This is a genomic window from Weeksella sp. HMSC059D05 (genome assembly GCF_001809725.1).
Lineage (GTDB): Bacteria > Bacteroidota > Bacteroidia > Flavobacteriales > Weeksellaceae > Weeksella > Weeksella virosa.
This window is the reverse complement of the sequence record NZ_KV798527.1, coordinates 1-3,550: the sequence shown is the minus strand read 5'-3', so window position 1 is coordinate 3,550 and position 3,550 is coordinate 1. Positions and strand designations below refer to the sequence as shown.

The 3,550-nt window shown below is 39.3% G+C and carries 4 protein-coding genes; all 4 read left to right on the top strand.

Annotated elements, in window-relative coordinates; translation table 11 throughout:
• Positions 1 to 224 precede the first annotated feature (224 nt).
• Genes HMPREF2660_RS04465 through merA form a run of 4 tightly spaced genes read left to right on the top strand, consistent with a single transcriptional unit; the run spans position 225 to position 3,260 of the window.
• Entirely contained in the window at positions 225 to 602 is a 378-nt protein-coding gene (locus HMPREF2660_RS04465; protein ID WP_058699658.1) for an ArsR/SmtB family transcription factor, read from the top strand.
• Positions 599 to 1,204, top strand: a complete 606-nt coding sequence (gene merTP / locus HMPREF2660_RS04460) for a mercuric transport protein MerTP (protein WP_070485813.1) — start codon at positions 599 to 601, stop codon at positions 1,202 to 1,204. Before HMPREF2660_RS04465 ends, merTP begins: the two co-directional genes overlap by 4 nt.
• A 47-nt stretch (positions 1,205 to 1,251) precedes the next feature.
• Positions 1,252 to 1,608, top strand: coding sequence for a heavy-metal-associated domain-containing protein (locus HMPREF2660_RS04455; protein WP_070485811.1), 357 nt, complete (start codon positions 1,252 to 1,254; stop codon positions 1,606 to 1,608).
• On the top strand, positions 1,608 to 3,260 hold the full coding sequence (gene merA, locus HMPREF2660_RS04450; RefSeq protein ID WP_070485808.1) for a mercury(II) reductase: 1,653 nt from the start codon (positions 1,608 to 1,610) through the stop codon (positions 3,258 to 3,260). The genes HMPREF2660_RS04455 and merA overlap by 1 nt, the downstream gene beginning before the upstream one ends.
• Positions 3,261 to 3,550 lie beyond the last annotated feature (290 nt).

The following is a 3,550-nucleotide window of genomic DNA, read 5'->3' as shown; positions in this document are numbered from 1 at the left end:
CCCGCCCATCGCCAATACGCGGCACGTTGTGCGTCACCCTAAAACCCACCGCACATTTAGCACATTTGGTTTTTGCCGACACAAAAGCCAACCCTAAAAAAACCAAAAGAGCTAAATCATCCACCGCTGAATAAGGACTTGTTGAAAACTTTATTTAAGCATTTGCTTAAATAAGAAAACTGTTTGTATCTTTGTTGCGTTATTAAATCCTAAACAGGAAAATTATGGAAAACAATCAATCGTGTATCAGAGTGTTTGCCGACAAGGTTCAAATAGACAATTGTAGAGAAATACTGCAAACCAACGACAAAGCATTCACCCAACTGAGTGGACTTTTAGCATTGGCAGGAAACGAAGTAAGGTTGAAAATCTTATTTCTCTTAGAAGAAGAAAATGAACTTTGCCCTTGCGACCTTTCAGACATTCTCGGAATGAGCATCCCTGCCGTTTCGCAACACCTCAGAAAACTAAAAGACGGAAACGTCATTGAAGGGAGAAGAGAAGGACAAACCATTTTCTACTCTTTGAAACAAGAGCAACTGACTTTACTTCGACCATTTTTTAAACACATAATTAACAATTCAAAAAAGGAAACAGTATGAACAAGAAAAACAACAGACTTGTCGGAGCGGGAGTGCTCTCGGCAGTAGCAGCATCACTTTGCTGCATAACACCTGTATTGGCTCTTATTTCGGGAGCATCAGGAGTGGCATCTACATTTTCGTGGATGGAACCAGCAAGACCTTATCTTATCGGCATTACCGTTTTGGTATTGGGCTTTGCTTGGTATCAGAAACTCAAACCACGAACAGCGAAAGAAATCCAATGCGATTGCGAAGAAGACGAAAAGAAACCTTTTATGCAGACCAAAACATTTTTGGGAATTGTAACCGTATTTGCAGCCTTGATGCTCGCTTTTCCAAATTATGCACACATTTTCTATCCTTCAAACGACAACAAGGAAGTTGTAATCGTCAATGCCACTGACATTCAAACCGTAACTTTTGATGTAAAAGGAATGACTTGCAATGGTTGTGCTTCACACGTAGAAAATGATGTGAACAAATTGCCAGGCATTGTTAAGGTAGATGCGATTTATGAAGAAGCAACTGCCAAAGTAGAATTTGACCAAACCAAAGTTAGTTTAGCTCAAATTGAAGAAGCCATCAACGGTACAGGTTACAAAGTGGTTGGCAAGAAATAGTATTTTTTTGCCTCTCATATTTAAGAACTTAATTAAATAATTACACAATGAAAAAGAATTTAATTCTATTGAGTGCTTTGTTCCTAATTGGAATTACTCAGGTCAATGCTCAATGTTGCAAACCAATTGACAGTAATGCACAATCGGAAAATGCAACCCAGCAAGAAAGTAAAACCTTGAAACTAAAAATCACGGGAATGACTTGTGCAGGTTGTTCCAACCATATTTCAAATGCCCTAAAAGAAGTGGCCGGCATAATGGAACATAAGGTGGAATATCCGGGCGATTTGGCAACCATCCAATACGACCCGAAGAAAACAAATCCTGATGCCATCATCAAGGTTATTGAAAAGACAGGCTATAAAGCTGAAATCATTAAAGAAACTCAAAAAAAGAAAGTATAATGAATAAAGAAACCGTAAAACTTGACATCACAGGTATGACCTGCGACCATTGCGCCACAGGCATTGAAAAACTGCTCACCAAGAACGAAGGCGTAAAAGAAGCCAATGTGAGCTATCCAAAAGCCACTTGTGAATGTTCTTTTGACCCTACTAAAACCAGCAAAGAAGAAATCATCAACACCATCAACAGTACAAAAAACTATCGTGTAAAAAGTGAAATCCCAGAAAATGGAATTAGTGGCAACAACCAATTCGACCTAATAATTATAGGTGGTGGTTCGGCTGCATTTTCGGCTGCAATCAAAGCCGAAAGTTTAGGTTTATCGATCTTAATGGTAAACGGTGGTTTAAACTTTGGCGGTACTTGTGTCAATGTAGGTTGCGTACCTTCCAAAAATCTAATTCGTGCAGGCGAAACGGCTTATCACGCTACCCATTCCAATTTTGATGGTATCAAACCAAAAGGCGTTGACATTGATTTCGCTCAAATCATCAAAGACAAGAAAAAATTAGTAGCCACACTTCAAGAGAAAAAGTATATGGATGTGGTGAGCGATTTTGAAAACCTGACTTTGTTAAAAGGTTGGGCAACTTTCAAAGACAACAAAACTATCTTGGTAGATGCCAAAGAATACAAAGCTCTCAAATTTTTAATTGCCACAGGAGCTACTACCAACATTCCGAATATTGAAGGATTGGACAAAATTGACTACTTGACCAATGTTTCTCTTTTCGATTTAGAAGAAAAACCTGAAAGTCTGACTATTATGGGAGCAGGTTACATCGGATTGGAAATTGCAATGGCTTATAATCGTTTGGGTGTAAAGGTTCGTATCATAGAATTTACCGACCGAGTATTGCGAACACAAACACCTGACATCAGCGAAGCATTGGAAATCCAAATGCGAAAAGAAGGCATTGAAATATTACCCAATTTCAGAGCCGTGAAATTCGAGAAGAACGGAAACGAAACGATAATTCATTGTAAATGCCCTGATGGTTCATTTACGCAAATTGTAGAGAAAGGAAAGGTAGTAATTGCCACAGGAACAAAACCCCATACAAGTCAATTGGGATTAGATAACATTGGTTTGAAACTCACCCAAAGTGGTCATATTGCAGTAAATGAGAAGATGGAGACCAATCTATCAAACATTTACGCAGCAGGAGACGTAGCTAACACCCCCGCATTTGTTTATACAGCAGCCTATGAAGGTAAAATTGCCGTTGAAAATGCTTTCTCAGGAACAGAAAACAAAGCCGATTATTCTTCTTTACCTTGGGTGGTTTTTACTGACCCACAAATTGCAGGTGCAGGTTTGGACGAAGCACAGGCAGAATCCAAAGGCATTCCGTTTGAAGTTTCAAAATTGGAATTGAAAGACGTACCGAGAGCCATTGCAGCAAATGACACAAGGGGATTTATCAAACTTATTCGCAACACCGAAACGGATAAATTGATAGGTGCAAGAGTAGTCGCACCCGAAGGTGGAGAGCTTATCCAACAATTAAGTATGGCAATCAAATACGGAATAACTGTAAAAGACTTGGCAGACAGTTTTTACCCTTATTTGACTTTGGGAGAAGGCATCAAATTAGCAGCAATAACTTTCGGAAAAGACGTATCGAAATTAAGTTGCTGTGCAAGTTAATCCGACACAAAGGCACACACTCTTGCAAGTCGCACCAGCCTACTCTTGACCAAAACTTGCAAGAGAGAGTGCCTTCCCTACCCTAAAAAATCCTACCTTTGAAAATTGACTAAACCGACTAAAAATAAAGGGCGAACGCACAACATTGTGTATAAGCAATAGCGGGTGAAGTGGTAAATCGAAGGTCTTTGCCTTTAATAAACTTTGTGCTAAACTGAAAGGTTTGTACTTTTAAATCCGCTACTGCTCATACACTTGACCGTTGTACGACATAGTAAAACCGAACCAAA

Coding starts and splice junctions, on each gene's coding strand:
- HMPREF2660_RS04465 (WP_058699658.1), top strand. CDS start 225: ATGGAAAACAATCAATCGTGTATCAGAGTGTTTGCCGACAAGGTTCAA.
- merA (WP_070485808.1), top strand. CDS start 1,608: ATGAATAAAGAAACCGTAAAACTTGACATCACAGGTATGACCTGCGAC.
- merTP (WP_070485813.1), top strand. CDS start 599: ATGAACAAGAAAAACAACAGACTTGTCGGAGCGGGAGTGCTCTCGGCA.
- HMPREF2660_RS04455 (WP_070485811.1), top strand. CDS start 1,252: ATGAAAAAGAATTTAATTCTATTGAGTGCTTTGTTCCTAATTGGAATT.